This window comes from Candidatus Planktophila sp., assembly GCF_036734405.1.
GTDB lineage: Bacteria > Actinomycetota > Actinomycetes > Nanopelagicales > Nanopelagicaceae > Planktophila.
Genome location: NZ_DAIMYR010000001.1, coordinates 103,424 through 116,122 on the forward strand (window position 1 = coordinate 103,424; position 12,699 = coordinate 116,122).

The 12,699-nt window shown below is 45.8% G+C and carries 10 protein-coding genes; 2 read left to right on the forward strand and 8 right to left on the reverse strand.

The annotated features are described in order from the left end of the window. Window positions 1-3: 3 nt before the first annotated feature. From AC9UC2_RS00510 to AC9UC2_RS00530, 5 genes are all read right to left on the reverse strand, one after another. Entirely contained in the window at window positions 4-714 is a 711-nt protein-coding gene (locus AC9UC2_RS00510) for a tyrosine-type recombinase/integrase (RefSeq protein ID WP_509523979.1), read from the reverse strand. A gap of 305 nt (window positions 715-1,019) precedes the next feature. Further along, complete coding sequence (locus tag AC9UC2_RS00515) at window positions 1,020-2,744, reverse strand: hypothetical protein (protein ID WP_509523981.1); 1,725 nt, start codon at window positions 2,742-2,744, stop codon at window positions 1,020-1,022. A gap of 167 nt (window positions 2,745-2,911) precedes the next feature. After that, window positions 2,912-4,372 carry an RNA polymerase sigma factor gene (locus tag AC9UC2_RS00520; RefSeq protein ID WP_509523984.1) on the reverse strand — a complete coding sequence of 487 codons (1,461 nt, stop codon included), beginning with the start codon at window positions 4,370-4,372 and terminating at the stop codon, window positions 2,912-2,914. Between the two features lie 266 nt (window positions 4,373-4,638). Beyond that, on the reverse strand, window positions 4,639-5,328 hold the full coding sequence (locus AC9UC2_RS00525; RefSeq protein ID WP_509523986.1) for a response regulator transcription factor: 690 nt from the start codon (window positions 5,326-5,328) through the stop codon (window positions 4,639-4,641). Window positions 5,329-5,652: 324 nt separating this feature from the next. Then, on the reverse strand, window positions 5,653-6,657 hold the full coding sequence (locus AC9UC2_RS00530) for a LacI family DNA-binding transcriptional regulator (RefSeq protein WP_509523989.1): 1,005 nt from the start codon (window positions 6,655-6,657) through the stop codon (window positions 5,653-5,655). An 81-nt stretch (window positions 6,658-6,738) separates the two neighbouring features. Here AC9UC2_RS00530 and AC9UC2_RS00535 point away from each other — a divergent pair, with 81 nt between their 5' ends. Further along, the gene (locus tag AC9UC2_RS00535) at window positions 6,739-7,779 is read left to right on the forward strand and encodes a LacI family DNA-binding transcriptional regulator (protein ID WP_509523992.1); all 1,041 of its coding nucleotides are present in this window, start codon (window positions 6,739-6,741) and stop codon (window positions 7,777-7,779) included. On the opposite strand, the gene AC9UC2_RS00540 is transcribed toward AC9UC2_RS00535, so the two are convergent. Then, on the reverse strand, window positions 7,769-9,154 hold the full coding sequence (locus tag AC9UC2_RS00540; protein ID WP_509523994.1) for a GH1 family beta-glucosidase: 1,386 nt from the start codon (window positions 9,152-9,154) through the stop codon (window positions 7,769-7,771). The two genes, AC9UC2_RS00535 and AC9UC2_RS00540, sit on opposite strands and share 11 nt — an antisense overlap. Before the next feature lie 83 nt (window positions 9,155-9,237). Here AC9UC2_RS00540 and AC9UC2_RS00545 point away from each other — a divergent pair, with 83 nt between their 5' ends. Continuing rightward, on the forward strand, window positions 9,238-10,035 hold the full coding sequence (locus tag AC9UC2_RS00545) for a glycoside hydrolase family 16 protein (protein ID WP_509523996.1): 798 nt from the start codon (window positions 9,238-9,240) through the stop codon (window positions 10,033-10,035). On the opposite strand, the gene AC9UC2_RS00550 is transcribed toward AC9UC2_RS00545, so the two are convergent. Further along, window positions 10,032-11,408, reverse strand: coding sequence for a glycoside hydrolase family 16 protein (locus AC9UC2_RS00550; RefSeq protein ID WP_509523998.1), 1,377 nt, complete (start codon window positions 11,406-11,408; stop codon window positions 10,032-10,034). The genes AC9UC2_RS00545 and AC9UC2_RS00550 overlap by 4 nt on opposite strands. Before the next feature lie 13 nt (window positions 11,409-11,421). Further along, window positions 11,422-12,690, reverse strand: coding sequence for a hypothetical protein (locus tag AC9UC2_RS00555; RefSeq protein ID WP_509524000.1), 1,269 nt, complete (start codon window positions 12,688-12,690; stop codon window positions 11,422-11,424). Window positions 12,691-12,699 lie beyond the last annotated feature (9 nt).

Sequence of the window (12,699 nt, forward strand, 5' to 3'; positions counted from 1 at the left end):
AAACTAGAAGCTAGCTGCTTTGCTGAGCAACAACCCAACATCATCAATTTCATTATCTAGAACCTGGGTATAGATACTCATGGTCACACGTGGGTCAGAGTGTCCTAATAGGCGCTGTGCAGTAGTTACATGAACACCTTGTTGCTTAAGCAAGTACGCATAGGTATGACGCAAAGAATGAATATCTACCCCGTAAGGCTTTAGTACCCTACGAAGGGTTTTGGGGCTTTTGGGAAAAACTATAAAGGGACTTACTAGCGGAACAGATCTGATTCCTGCCTTTGACTTAGTCTGCCCATGAACAGATTTGTTGATCCAGACTCGATCATCATGGATGTCTGCAATTGTTAAAGCAACTGCTTCTGACCAACGCAAGCCATGCAGCGCTAGAAAACGAATTTGTGGCGTGTACTTACCGAAAGAACTCTTTGCCACCTCCTCCCAGGTCAAAAAATCACGCGGCCTAACCATGATTTTTGGGCCAGAAACTCCGTGAGCGGGTGAAGTTTCAATTAGCTGCTGCGCTAATGCTTCTCTGAACACCGTTTTAATCACAGCCAAAGAAGTTGCCGAAGTTTGTGGAGATAAACCACTGATTGTGCTCTGAATATCTAATCTACTGATGGAGGTAAGTTGGCGATGTGCCAAATATGGGAAAACATGAAGCGTGAGCATAGAAACATAGGTGGCATAAGTTTTAGGACGAATTGGCAAGTTCGCAATCGTCTGCATGGCAAATGACGAAAAAGCAAGACTTTATAACCTTTCAATTTCGAATCGAAATCAAAAGGAGTTAGCTCTACGCTAATTTTACACGACTGGAATGTTCTTGACCATTCATTATTTCTTCTCCATGTTTTTAAGTTAATGCCCACATTATTCTCAGGAACTTTTTAAACGAATAAACCGGTTAGCCCGTAGTGGAGCTAACCGGTTCGTGAATATTCGTGTGTACCGGAGTTCGATTCAGTTAAGAATCGAACTCCGGCTTAACACATTAGATCAGTGAAGCTTCGGGCTTACGCCTTTACCTTCTTCTGGATCTTGATTACTAGGTTAGTTAGAGCTGTGATCTGCTTCTTTAGAGCATCGATCATTGCTGCAACTGATGTTGATAGAGCAGCTACTGCATCTGCTGCATCTTGTGCTGCAGCTGTTGCTGCATCTGCTGCTTCTGCTGCAGCGTTAGCTGCATCAGTTGCTGCATTTGCTGCATCAGTTGCTTCTGCTGCTGCATCTGCTGCTGCTTGTGCAACACCATCTGAAACAACATTTGCTGATGCTGTAACTGTCACTGCTGTTGCAGGACCAGCACTTGATGTTGCTGTAAGTGTTACTGGACCAGCAACTAGTGGTGCATATGCAGTCCATGTGTTCTTACCTGCTACAAGTGGAAGAGTTCCGCCAGATGTAAATGGGTTCTTGACAGTTTGCAGGCTTGCAGATGAAACAGGTAGTGCTGTAAATGCTACGTATGCTGAGTTATCAGCAACATCTGCAGCAATGGTGATTGTCATCAATTCACCTGGGTTGTATTCAGCCTTATCAAAAGTCAATGTCGCTGCAGCTGTAGATGTAGCTGCCTTAACTGTGACTGTGTATGTAGCTGAAGTGACTGTTGATGTTGTTGAATCTTCAGCAACTGTGATAACTGAAGTACCAGCAGCAACGCCTGTGATTGTAACTGTTGAGCCAGAAACAGTTGCTGTTGCAACAGTTGTTGTACCAGAAGTTACCTTCAATGATGGGACAGTTGCTGTGATTCCAGCAGCGTCCTTAGCAGTTACTGTAAGTGTTGCTGTGTTATTCGTTCCACTTGTTGATAGCCAAGTTGGTTGACTTGATCCTAGTGCAGCAGCAAGTGTTGATGCTGGACCAGCAAATGAAACAGTCTTAGTCGCAAGAACTGTAGTTCCAGATGAAATTGTAATTGTTGCAACTCCAACTGTACCGTCTGAGAATACGAAGACTGATGCAGTCTTAGCAGTTCCTAGAGCCAATGTGCCACGAACTGCAGCTGCACGGCTATTTGATGCGGCAATTGAACCAACACCTGAGATAGATGCTGACAGAGCAGTAGCAACTGATGTGTCGGCAGTTGCGCTGTTACGCGCAATGATTGCAATGTTTGCTGCAACAGTTGAACCAATTGCACGTGGGGCAACAACAGCGACTCCATCAGTTATTGTTGTAGGTGTCGCGGCATCAACTGACATTAGAACGCTTGACGCAGCAGCAGTAACAGCTCCAGGAGCTGCAACTGTTACAGTCCATGTCTGTGCTGTTGTCGTTAGTCCGCCGGCTGGTGTAATACGGATTACGTATGTACCTGCAGCTTGCAAGTTTACTAGAGACAATGTTGCTGCTCCAGATGCTCGTCCTCCAGCATTAGGGGTAGTTAGCGTCATGACTGCACCACTCACAGCAGTTGTACCAGCAGTGTTTGCCGCTGTTTGATCCGCTGTGATTGAAAAGGCTGGAAGCACTGTATTAGTAGATGGTGAGCTTAGAACTACAGCAGTTGCTGTCATGGCCTCGCCACCACCTGAATCTGTGTCAAGGAATGACAATGAAACCGCAACTGTTGCTGTTTCATTAATTGTTGCTGTACCAGTCGTTGCACTCAAAGTAAGTGCGTCAGACTGGATATCTGCAGATGCTGGAGCTACTGATGTAAGAACACCAAGTCCCAACGCTGCAACTGCAACAAGCGCGATGCGCTTGAAAGTTGTCTTTGTAGACATTTGTTTCCTTTCGATTAGTCGGCTCTCGGACGATCCGAGCGCCGGCTTCGGGTAAAAAATGCCTTCTCATATGTCATGAGAGAGCCCTTTTCACCCGTTTCGATGAATCGCACGTGCTGATTCACCAAATTCCCCACCGTGTATCCGGACGCGGCGAGGAAACCTATTTAGTTTTTGTTCACCACCTGGACCGCTTGCGCGAGGATGGTGGTCTTGCCTGAGTTCAGTAGAACTCGTGTAGTGATCGAAGCTGGTGCATCAGATAGGTCATATCCGCGTGCACCAGTTGGGATCGAAAAGCTAGATGGCTTCAAGTAGCCGATATTGGCTGTTGCAGTAATCAAGTGCTGACCATTTGCAAGGCGCTCGATTGATGAATCAACTGAGTTGATCTCAACTGCGCTCCAGTTTCCACCAAAGCCAATATTGATGTTGTTAATGCTGTAGTTAGTACCTGTTCCATCGATTGTGATCAACTGATCCATAAGGATGTTTGGACCAGCTGAGCCTGTGATGAACTGGTTATTAATCAAGATTCCTGATGTTCCAAGAGTAGAAATTCCCTTAGTAAGACGAGCCTTACCAAGTTCTCCATTTTCATCAGTAATCGCAAATCCTGTTGGGATACCGTTCTTATCAAGTCCGGCAAATGAAAGCGCTGCAATCTTGGCGTTAATCGCTGCTTGCTGTGCCTTCTTCGCAGCAGCTGTAGCAGCAGCTTGTGCCTTTGCAGTTGCAGTTGCCTCAGCTGTTGGGCCAGCTGGCGACATTGGTGAAGACTCTGTTTCGACCTGAGCAACAACTGGCAGTACTGGGCTTTCATTTCCAGTCATTGAGTTAAAGCCTAGGAAAGCAGTGAAAACTAGTAGAAGTGAAAGCGCAGCCTTTGATGACTTCTGTGCGATTTCAACTGTCTTTTTGTATGTAGTTGAAAGTGCGTTAAGTGCTGTCAGGCCAGTCTTTTCATCAACGATCCACTCTTCAAGGACTCGGACCATTGACTTGCGAGCGCGAACCAAAATGTGGCGAACATTAGCTGGGCTTGTGTTAAGCGCAGTTGCGATTTCCTCTGTTGTGCGGCCTTCCATTTCCCACATAACAAGCGCTGTGCGCTGATCTGGGGTTAGGCGAGCAAGTGCTTCGCGGATAATCGCGGCATCTTCGGCTGCAGTAATAGTTGTATCAAGATCGATGTGGTTTTCAGATGCGATCTCGTTGAGGCGCTCCTGAGTTGTGTCAGCATCAATTGCAACCAAGTTAGGGCGTGCACCGCGAGCGCGGATTACGTTCAATGCAAGGTTTGTCACTGATGTACGAAGGTATGCAATTGCACGATCTGCTGAATCTAGATCTGGAGCTGCAAGCATGAACTTCAGGAATGCTTCCTGAACTACTTCGTTAGCTTCAGCCTCGTTCTTTGTGATGCGACGAGCCTGAGAGACAAGCTGTGTGCGGTGCTCTGTGTAGATTGCTGATAGTTGTGCGATAGACCAATCAGCTGATGATCCTTGTGCGGGTGACTCTTGAGCGTCTAAGGGACTCAGTACGCGGGCGGCATCGGTCGCTGCAGCTGCTTTCGCCGCTTTCGACTTCAATAGTGCCATTTGAGTAACTCCCGCGAGTTTCATAATGAAGGCAACGTCTTGCCCTCTATAGGTTAAGACACCGCTGGGGGCCAAATGTTGTGCCCTTTTGGAAACTTTCTTTAGAAAGATCCTGGATGCGGTGGATTGAGCGTGAATTGATTGGTTGGGGGAAGTGCGAGCAGGGCTTTCGCCGAATGGCAGCGAGAAACAAGCCTGCCGGAATCAGGTCTCTAGTCTATGGGATGGGCAAGGGTAAAGTGCGTATTGAGGGTTTGAGCGTGTTTCGGGGCCGAACGGGTTGGCTGGGCCTAGACCAGGCTGAGCATGATCGCTTTTTTGGCGGCTTCCTTGCGATCGCTGACTGAGAGCGCCTGGTAGATCCGCATGGTCTCGTGGCGGATGGTCGAGACTGAAAAGCCCATTTCGGTGGCCAGCTCGTGGTTGGTCTTACCCTCGACCATGCCGCGCAGGATCAAGATCTGGCGCTGGGTCAGCTGACCCGCCCCGGCATCGCGATTTTCAGCCGATAAAGGGGTGACCCCCGTGCCATAAGGGTTGTTGACAAAGGAAAGGTAAAGGGACAGTGGCACACACAGATCTTCGATCGCTTCGGATGTGTGGTGCTTTCGGCTTTCAGGGATTGCCTGGTGGAAGGAAATCGTTAGGTGTCCCTGAATAACTCCGCGGTCGCGCAAAGTGGCGACATAGATAGTGGAATCAGGGGTCCACTTTTCCTTGGATTTTCCTGAAATTATTTCGATCTCTGCAGATGTTCCTGCACGCCATTCTTGGCTCGGAATATTTCGGCCACGAATGTTTTCTGAATCTGGAAAACCAAACTGCCCTAAATTTGTAATCGAGTCATCGTTGTTAATGCGGCCAAAACGCAAGCCCAGCACTGAGAATTCTGCCAAATATTCCGTTGCTAGCGCCCGTGCAATTTCTTCGGTAGTTGGGTGATAACTCAACCATTCAACAAACCTTCTGATTTCGGTCATGAAAGCACCGCCTGTTCATTGAACAGTTCAAAAGAAAAAGGCATTACACAATCAACCTTCCTGCACAAAGGTTGCTTACCGATCCCGCAGTTGTTCGGAGCGCGCAAACTCTTTTTTGTGTGGGGTTTCCCCTACAAGAAAGAGTTCCGCCGGTATGCGACCGCCGCCTTTGATTTTCAAAGGAAGTAGGCCGAGATAAATCCCCAACTGAACTTCTAGAGAGAAATCTATGTCCTGTCTATGACTAATCAAGGGGGTTTGTGCTTAATGACCGGTCAAAGCAGGCCTGGTCAGGGGTGAGCTTCAGAAGCCGATGAGCCTGAACTAAAAGCGTGCAGCTGTACTTGAGCGCTCAATAATCTGTGGCTGGAAAACTACATGCTGATGCACGTGATGGGCGCTGGCTTCAAATTCGGCCAACATCTGAGCGCCCATAGTCCAACCCAGTTGGTACGGAGTTTGAGAAACCGTTGTCAGTGGCACCAGTGCAGATTCTGCGTATGAAACATTGTCATAACCCAGCACTGAAATTTGCCCCGGCACCGGAATGCCAACTTTGTGAAAGTAATTCATTATTCCCAAGGCCAATGCATCGTTGCCAGCAAAGATTGCATCAGGCAGTGGCCCTCGGGCAATAATCGTTGGTGCTATTTGCTCGCCAGCTAAGAAATCAAGTGATGGTGCTGCAATGATTTCTAATTGGACGCCAAATTGTTGCGCGGCTTGTGTCATCCCGACAAAGCGTTGATTTGATTGATGGTGGTGCTCTGGACCTGAAACCCACAAGATTTTTTTGTGACCCAGTTTTGCTAAGTATTCAAGACCTATATATCCACCACGGACTTGATCAATAGAGACTGAACACTGATCCGGTTCTTCATCTGTTTGTGAAAGATAACTAACGCGCACATTTCGATCAATGAATTTTTCAAATACTTGGTTCTTTGGGCCAACTGGCGTAACGATGATTCCGCGGAAATTTGCATCTGACATTGAAGTCAGTAGCTGTAACTCAATTGCCTCATCTTCGCGGGAATATCCAATCAAAACTCGAAAACCATCTTTAGCTAACGAATCTTCAATGCCAAGAGCGAGTTCGTCATAAAAAGGATTTTGTGCAAGCGGCAAGATCAGTCCAACAATTTTTGAATTTGTACCTGTGTGCGCACTATTGCTGTTTGGAATAAAGCCCAACATATCGATTGCTTCTCGAACTTTTTTACGAGTTTCCTCTGAAACATTTGTTGGGCGATTCAATACATTAGAAACCGTGCCGATCGATACACCGGCCTGCTTGGCTACATCTCTAAGGCTTGGCTTGTTTGACACATGATGAAGATACCCGATTCTTGAATATAAGCAGCATAAAGACCTTTCGGTGGCATGGCTTATTGACTAGACTTCTTGATTATGGCAAAAAAGAAAACAGGTGCGATTCGTCAAGCAGAGGTGACTATTGATCTAGTTGCTAAAGCTGCCGGCGTTAGCCGTGCAACCGTTTCTCGGGTCATGAATGGAACCGCCAAAGTTTCTCCTGAACGTGAAAAGGCTGTAAAGAAAGCGATCGCAAAATACAACTTCACACCTAATTCGACAGCACGTCGTTTAGCTGGGGGACGTAGCGGCTTAATTGCCTTGTTGATGGAGGAATCAAGTGAAGAATTTTTCCTCAATCCATTCTGGGGCCAGGTTGTACAAGGATTTTCAACTGCAATAACTGAAGCAGGGCTACATCCGCTTTTGTTGATTAGACCCAAGAGCGGCACAGAAGATTCGTTATTTTCAACTTTGCAGGCGGGCCAAATGGATGGGTTAGCAATTTTTAGTTGGCACCGTCCGCTAAAGAGTTTTGAAAAAATGCTTGATCCAAAAATGGCTGTCGTCTTTGGTGGAGACCTAGGAGGATCTAAGAAATATCCATTTGTAGATGTGGACAATGTTAAAGGTGGTTTCTTAGCTACAAAGCATCTGATCGATTCTGGATGTAAAAACATTTTGACCATCACCGGAGATTTGAAATTACAATCTGGCCGCGATCGCCTAGAAGGCTATGAAAAAGCAATCAGCAATTCGGGCCTAAAGATAAATGATGATCTTGTAGTACACGGTGATTACACACAATCAAAGGCTGAAGCTTTAGTGCGCCAGCTCATTAAGAAAAAGGTAAAGTTTGACGGGGTCTTTGCAGGTAACGATCTTTCCGCCCTTGGTGTCATTAATGTCTTGCTGCAAAACGGCATTTCGGTCCCTGAAAAGGTAAAGGTTGTTGGCTTTGATGATTCGCCGATGGCCAGCCGAAATGAGCCTTCGATAACCACAATTAGACAACCAATTAGAGAATTAGGGGCACAAGTTGCCGCCAGCCTTTTGGCGATACTAGATGGCCAAGTGGTTGAAGATAAAGTCTTAGATGTAAAATTGATTAAACGCGAATCTTCAGCTACAAAATAGCGGTATTGGCTTTAATAATTTCTTTGTACTTCTTAAAACTCATTTTTGGTGTTCGCTCAAAACTTTGATAATCAACGTACACAATTCCAAAGCGCTTTGCATACCCTTCGGCCCATTCAAAATTATCTAGTAACGACCAAGCAAAATAACCCTTGACCGGTGCGCCTTCGGAGATTGCGCTTTGCAGCGATTGCAAATGAGCGACTAAGTATGCGGTGCGTTTTGTGTCTAAGACTTCGCCATCGACCTTTACATCATCATAAGAAGATCCATTTTCAGTAATAACTAAGTACGGGATCTGCGGCCAATCCTTGTGTACTCGCTTTACTAAATTACCAAGGCCTTCGGGCGTTACAACCCAGCCCATTGCAGTTAAATCATTTACTAAATGAGAAGGTGCTGAGCCATCTACGCGCTGCGGGAATGGCATGAATCCACCTTCGATAGCCGGCTTGTCCTCGGGACGCGGTGATCTGACAAAGCCATCACAGTAATAGTTAATACCTAAGAAATCTGGAGCCGCAATAAGTAACTGTTCATCGCCTGGCAACACAACTCGGCTTAACATTTCGCCGTAGCAATCAACAAGATTTTGAGGATACTTACCGGTTGTTAACGCATCGATCCACCATCGATTTAGATTTGAATCATTTAATGCAGCAAAATCAACTACTTCTTGGTCTTGCGGTGATTCGTTGTGAATATTGTTCATATTGACGGTTAAACCGACAGTTGCTGCAGGATGAATTTTTTTAATCGCGCGAGTAGCAGCAGCGTGTGCAAGAGCGGTGTGGTGACTAGCGGCAATAGCTAATTTGAAATCTTTTTTGCCTGGTGCGTGTAAACCATTTGAATAACCAAGCCATGAAACACACCATGGTTCGTTGATAGTGATCCATGTCGAAATACGATCACCAAATGCTTCGGCACATGCTGTTGCGTATTTTTCAAATGCATCAACAATGTCTCGGTTAGCCCAGCCACCTTTGTCTTCAAGTGCTTGTGGCAAATCCCAGTGATACAAAGTAACCATTGGTTCTATTCCCGCAGCAACTAGTGCATCAATTAATCGATTGTAAAAATCAAAACCGCGTTCTTCTCTTTTGGCATCACCATTTGGAAACAAACGTGGCCATGCGATTGAGAAACGATATGCGCTAACACCAAGATCTTTCATGATTGCAATGTCTTCATCAAATCGGTTGTAGTGATCACAAGCGTTATCGCCGGTGTCTCCGTTTACAACTTTGCCAGCAGTCTTTGAAAATGTGTCCCAGATGCTTGGACCACGACCATCAACATCAAAAGCGCCCTCAATTTGATAGCTTGCAGTTGCTGTTCCCCAGGTGAAATCTTTTGGAAAAGATGAAGTCATCGATTGAGCCCGTTATCGAGTGCTGAAACCGCTTTCATAAGCAATACTGTACCCTAAATCGACAACAGGTATTAGGGGTGAAAATGGCCGACTGGTCTGCACAATCTCTTTTGTGGTCAGAAGAATTTGCTGACCATCATGCTGGTCAGCTATCAGAAGACACCTGGAACTTTGATATCGGTGATGGCTCATCTGCTGGCTTGGTGGGTTGGGGAAACAATGAACTGGAGTACTACACAAAAGATTCTGTCAGCATCAATGACACCCTGATCATTACCGCTGAGCGAATCCCTGCAGATTCTGGATTACATTGCTATTACGGCCCCGCACAATGGAAAAGTGGAAAGATTCATACAGCTCGAAAAATTGGTTTTAAACACGGACGAATCGAAGTTCAGGCCAAAATGCCAAGCGGTGTCGGTACTTGGCCAGCATTGTGGCTATTGGGTGCAAATCTTCTAGATGGCATCGCCTGGCCACATTGCGGCGAGATCGATATTTTAGAAAACACAGGTGCGCACCCTTTTCAGATTCAGGGAACAATTCATGCAGATGGCTACTTTGGCGAAAATGGATTGACCAAGATCATTCAGTCACCCGATGCCTTAGCCGATCAGTTTCATACCTATGCCATCAACTGGACACCTGATTACATCGAATGGTTTTTTGATGACCTTAGTTACAACAGAATCAATCGACACGATGTCGAATCGTCAGGAATGCCTTGGCCCTTTAATCAAGAGTTCTATTTGATTATGAACTTAGCAATAGGTGGCTGGTTTGCAGGTGCGGTAGATGAAAAACTAGAGCGAGCAGAGCTGCAGATTAACTCAATTAAGTATTATTCAATTGACGGGTTTGGCGAACTAGTACTGCACTAACGCTTGAAAACTTCGCCAATGCCGTTGATAGTTGAAAACCTGATCCAATCAAAACTGATATCGGCCTGCTTTAGGCCAGATTCGATTGGCCCGCCAAGGTTTCCACCCATAGCAAGATTCATCACTAAATAGAATTCGTGATCAAAAACCCAGTCTTTATCTTTCTTTTGTTGACTTCCAAATAGCACGCCATCGACATACCAATCGATGCTATCCGGCAACCAATCAACGGCGTACGCGTGGTAATCGTTTGCAAATCCGTTTGGCCTATCAACAGTTGTTCCGCGCCCACCAAATCCACCTGACAGCAAACCATGCAAGTAACCGTATGCAGTATTAGGAGACTTTCCTACTAATTCAGTGACATCAATTTCGCCACACCAAGGCCACTGACGTTCATCAATATCTGCACCGAGCATCCAGAATGCGCCCCATGTTCCGGCACCTACGGGACCTTTGATTCGAGCTTCTATGCGCCCGTACTTAAATCCTAGTTTTCCTTTTGTAATGTATTTCGAACTAATCCATTCGCAAGGAGCTTTGTAATAACAGTTGTAATCGTTTGCACCAGTTGTGGTTGCATCAATCTGCAGAGCGCCTGCAGAAGTAATCTTGGCTAATGTCGGTATGTAGTATTGGCGTTCTCTGTTACCCCATCCACCACCAGCAGCTGCTTTACTGCCGTCTCCATTTTCGGATACCCAAATTGAACTATCCGGCGCAGAACCTGCAGGTAAATTGAATTCATCCTGCCAAACTTGCACATAGTTTCGCTTGATAACAGGAATATTGATTTCGCTTGAATCAGATGTGTTATCAACAAATCCTTTAGCGCTGTATTTTGCAGTTACATAAATCCGAAAACCTTCATCTATCGCTGCTGGAACATAGGTCGAAGTTTTTGCTCCTGAAATTTCAATTGGGCCTTTGTACCACTGAAATGTGACCTTGGCTGATTTTGGCGAATAAGCACCGGGTAACACAGTTACCTTATTGTTCGATGAATCCACAATAGATACCGAAGGCTTTGTATTGACAATTACTTGACCAATTTTGCCCACAACGGATACTGACGTTCCCAAAGATCCAATTTCCTTAAACTGGATCCGTTGATTTTTCTGCTTTGTTGTTGCCTTAAAGGCGAGCTTGTTTGCACCAGGAACAGCTTTTCCATTCACAAACCATTGGTAGGTATTCTTTTGGGCTACCGACCATTTAGCTGGGATTGCTAGGAAACCTAGACCAGAATTATCCGAATACGTGATCTGAGGTGGGGTAATTGCAGCTACACCTTGTGCTTGCGTTCCGCCTGCGGTCGACAGTGAGAAGATAACAAGAAATGCCAACAAAGCTCGCAATGACTTGGTTGGCATTTCTTGTTCTTCCTTACTTTGCTACAACTTTAGATGTGTATGACTTGCCGTCAATTACTACGGTTACTGTCTTAGCCCCGGCCTTTACCTTTACAGGTACTACCTGCATGGCTGAAGAAAGTTTTACAGATGCTTTCTTAGCACCAGTCACCGCAACACTTGCTGTCTTGCCAGCAGCGCCAGCAATAGCAACTGAAACAACAAAATCTTTTCCAGATTTTGCAACCGAAGTACTGATTCCGCGGTAGTAATGGAATTCAACACCTTCGGCAGCAGTTGCAGTTGTGCCCGCGATTTCAGGAACTAATGTTGCAAAGGCTGAACTAGCAGCTGGCATAGGCGACGTTGCCGACGCTGGTGCACTATTTGGTTTTGTGTCAGCATTTTTCACAGTAAATGCTGCGTAACCAAAAGCATCAGTTGTCGCCTTTAGCGTTGACTTTCCGCCATTTACTTTCAGATCAACAACTTTGCTAGGGACCGCGCGTCCATCATCACCAGTAACTTTGTAGACAACAACTAGGTCTCCACCTAGCGGTGCATACGCCTGCTTTAGGTTTTTACCCGCGTCCAGCACAGAATTAGTTGCATCCAATTTTGGAGAAACTAGAGTGATTGTTGGCTTTGTAGCCGGAACCACGATTGGTGCCTTCGGTTTGAAATAGTGGAATTCGGTGATCACAGAATGATCTGCTGGCTCACTGCTTACCTCTGGAAGCATCTGTGAGTGAAGGCGATCTAACTTGTCATCACTAAAGATTGGCTTTGCTGTGTATGAATCTGGCTCTGGTTCAGCTGATGATTCAAGATCTAAATTTTTCAGCGCAAAAGTGATGTTTCCGAATGCATCAGTTAGACGAATTACATTTGCTTGGTCAAATGGAGGTCTATCAATGCCTTTAGTTCTTACGCCATCAACTTCGACAATTGATGCTGCTTCGCTGTAGCCCTTGTTGATACGCAGGTTAACGCGTGTAAAGGCAAGTGGCTTTCCATTCTTGTCTTTGACGTTATAGGTCAAGTTAATTGTTGATCCAACTGGTGCAAATGAAACTTGGAAAACTAACCCTGTTCCGAACCAACCCTTTGCAACCCAGCCATCGGCCATTTGCTGATTTGATTTTGCTTCTGAAGTATTTGAAGCATCAAGAAATGGTGACTGTAAAGTAATGTAGGAATCCTTTGGGCCTCCAGTAGCAGCGACTGCGCTATAAACAGCAAGCGGAGAAACTGCAAGGATCATCGCCAGAATGATGCCGATGTGTGTGCGGAACTTAGACATGTATATGCC

Excerpts from the sequence above, each read along its gene's own strand:
- AC9UC2_RS00540 (WP_509523994.1), bottom strand. The coding sequence starts at position 9,154 with ATGACTTCATCTTTTCCAAAAGATTTCACCTGGGGAACAGCAACTGCA.
- AC9UC2_RS00515 (WP_509523981.1), bottom strand. The coding sequence starts at position 2,744 with ATGTCTACAAAGACAACTTTCAAGCGCATCGCGCTTGTTGCAGTTGCA.
- AC9UC2_RS00535 (WP_509523992.1), top strand. The coding sequence starts at position 6,739 with ATGGCAAAAAAGAAAACAGGTGCGATTCGTCAAGCAGAGGTGACTATT.
- AC9UC2_RS00545 (WP_509523996.1), top strand. The coding sequence starts at position 9,238 with ATGGCCGACTGGTCTGCACAATCTCTTTTGTGGTCAGAAGAATTTGCT.
- AC9UC2_RS00550 (WP_509523998.1), bottom strand. The coding sequence starts at position 11,408 with ATGCCAACCAAGTCATTGCGAGCTTTGTTGGCATTTCTTGTTATCTTC.
- AC9UC2_RS00525 (WP_509523986.1), bottom strand. The coding sequence starts at position 5,328 with ATGACCGAAATCAGAAGGTTTGTTGAATGGTTGAGTTATCACCCAACT.
- AC9UC2_RS00555 (WP_509524000.1), bottom strand. The coding sequence starts at position 12,690 with ATGTCTAAGTTCCGCACACACATCGGCATCATTCTGGCGATGATCCTT.
- AC9UC2_RS00520 (WP_509523984.1), bottom strand. The coding sequence starts at position 4,372 with ATGAAACTCGCGGGAGTTACTCAAATGGCACTATTGAAGTCGAAAGCG.